The organism is Roseicyclus amphidinii, from assembly GCF_030163755.1.
GTDB lineage: Bacteria > Pseudomonadota > Alphaproteobacteria > Rhodobacterales > Rhodobacteraceae > Roseicyclus > Roseicyclus amphidinii.
The window spans coordinates 1-1502 of the sequence record NZ_JASJOE010000142.1 but is presented as its reverse complement, the minus strand read 5'-3'; the positions used below and the strand labels follow the sequence as shown (position 1 = coordinate 1502).

Sequence of the window (1502 nt, the reverse complement as noted above, 5' to 3'; positions counted from 1 at the left end):
CCGCGCCTGCCGCGATCCGCCCGGCGGCGGCTTCGGCGGCCCGCGTCATGACGGGCGTCAGCGCGTCCACGTTGCGCGCGGCAAAGGCCGGGGCCGCGGCCCGCCGTTGCCAGCGCCAGTGATCGCCCTCGGCCACGAACAGGCTTTCGCCGATGGCCGGGCGCAGGATCGACTTCGTCGCCTCCGACTTGGGATACTCCTCGACCCGCTCCAGCAAGACGCGCCGGATCGCGGTCGGCTCCATCAGCATGTGCCAGCGCTGCGGCCCGGTGCGCCCCGAGAGCACCGGCATCTCGAGGGCGCGCGCCGGGATGATGCCGAGGATGTTGCGCCGCGCCGCGCGGTAGCTGTCCAGCACGCCCATGGGCCGCCGCGGAAGCCGGGCCGCGACGGGCAGGGCAGGGGCGTCTGGCGCGGCGTCGGTCATGAGGGGCGATATAGGTCGGGCCTCGGGCGGCTCAAACAGCCGTCATTTGCGTCCCGGCCGCCCCTGCGCTATCTGGGGTCCAAAGCCATGAAGACCCCGGAGATGCGCATGCTGCCCCGCCTGAACCGCTTCGCGCCGATTGCCCTGCTGGTCGCGCTTGCCGCCTGTGCCGCGCCGGACCCGGCGACGGACGAATTGCCGAGCATGGGCAACTTCCGCCTTGGCCACAACATCGTGGTCGCCGACAACATGCAGCAGGTCCCCCCCTCGCGGGATGCCACGGCGGAGCAATGGGTCACGATCCTGACCTCCGAGATCGACCGGCGCTTCGGCGAGTACGAGGGCGAGCGTCTCTATCACATCGGCATCGCCGTGGATGGCTATGCGCTGGCACCGCCCGGCGTGCCTTTGGTGCTGAACCCGCGGTCGATCCTGGTGCTCTCGGTCAATGTCTGGGACGACGCGCTGGGCCAGAAGCTCCACGAGGAGCCCGAGCAGATCCTCGTGATGGAGGGGGCTTCGGCCGAGACCGCGATCGTCGGATCGGGCTTCACCCGCACCGCCGAGGAACAGATGCAGGTGCTGGCGCGCAATGCCGCGCGGCGCATCCAGCAATGGATGCTCACGAACCCCGAATGGTTCGACGTCGACCCCGATGCGCCGCCGTTCCGCGCCGCGGTCACGGACGCCGATGCGGCAGAGCCGGAGGACGCGGTGGATGCGCCGGAACAGGTCGCCGAAGCCGCCGGGCCGTCCGCTGGCGGGCCCGTCGATCCGGCGGCACCCGACGTTCAGCCGGTTGCGCCTGTCAACTGACGCGGCGGCGACGGGGGCCTGCCGATATCCGCTTGATTTTTCCGCGCGGGCCGACTACCTCGCCCGCGATGTTGAACCGGGCTGCGGGCAGGCTGCTTGCGCGGGCCCCCGAAAGGATGAGGCGCCAGGGCGATGGCAAAGGCAAAGTTTGAACGTAACAAGCCGCACTGCAATATCGGCACGATTGGTCACGTGGACCACGGCAAGACGACGCTGACGGCTGCGATCACGAAGTATTTCGGTGATTTCAAGGCGTATG

The 1502-nt window shown here is 69.6% G+C and carries 3 protein-coding genes; 2 read left to right on the top strand and 1 reads right to left on the bottom strand.

Annotated features, from left to right (window positions below):
- On the bottom strand, positions 1 to 427 hold a 427-nt coding region (locus QQK83_RS19240; protein WP_284267052.1), incomplete at its 3' end, for a cytochrome P450.
- An 87-nt stretch (positions 428 to 514) separates the two neighbouring features.
- Between QQK83_RS19240 and QQK83_RS19235 the strand changes: the two genes are divergently transcribed.
- Positions 515 to 1243, top strand: coding sequence for a hypothetical protein (locus QQK83_RS19235; RefSeq protein WP_284267050.1), 729 nt, complete (start codon positions 515 to 517; stop codon positions 1241 to 1243).
- Positions 1244 to 1375: 132 nt separating this feature from the next.
- The coding region (locus QQK83_RS19230; protein ID WP_284267054.1) for a GTP-binding protein at positions 1376 to 1502 on the top strand (127 nt) is incomplete at its 3' end.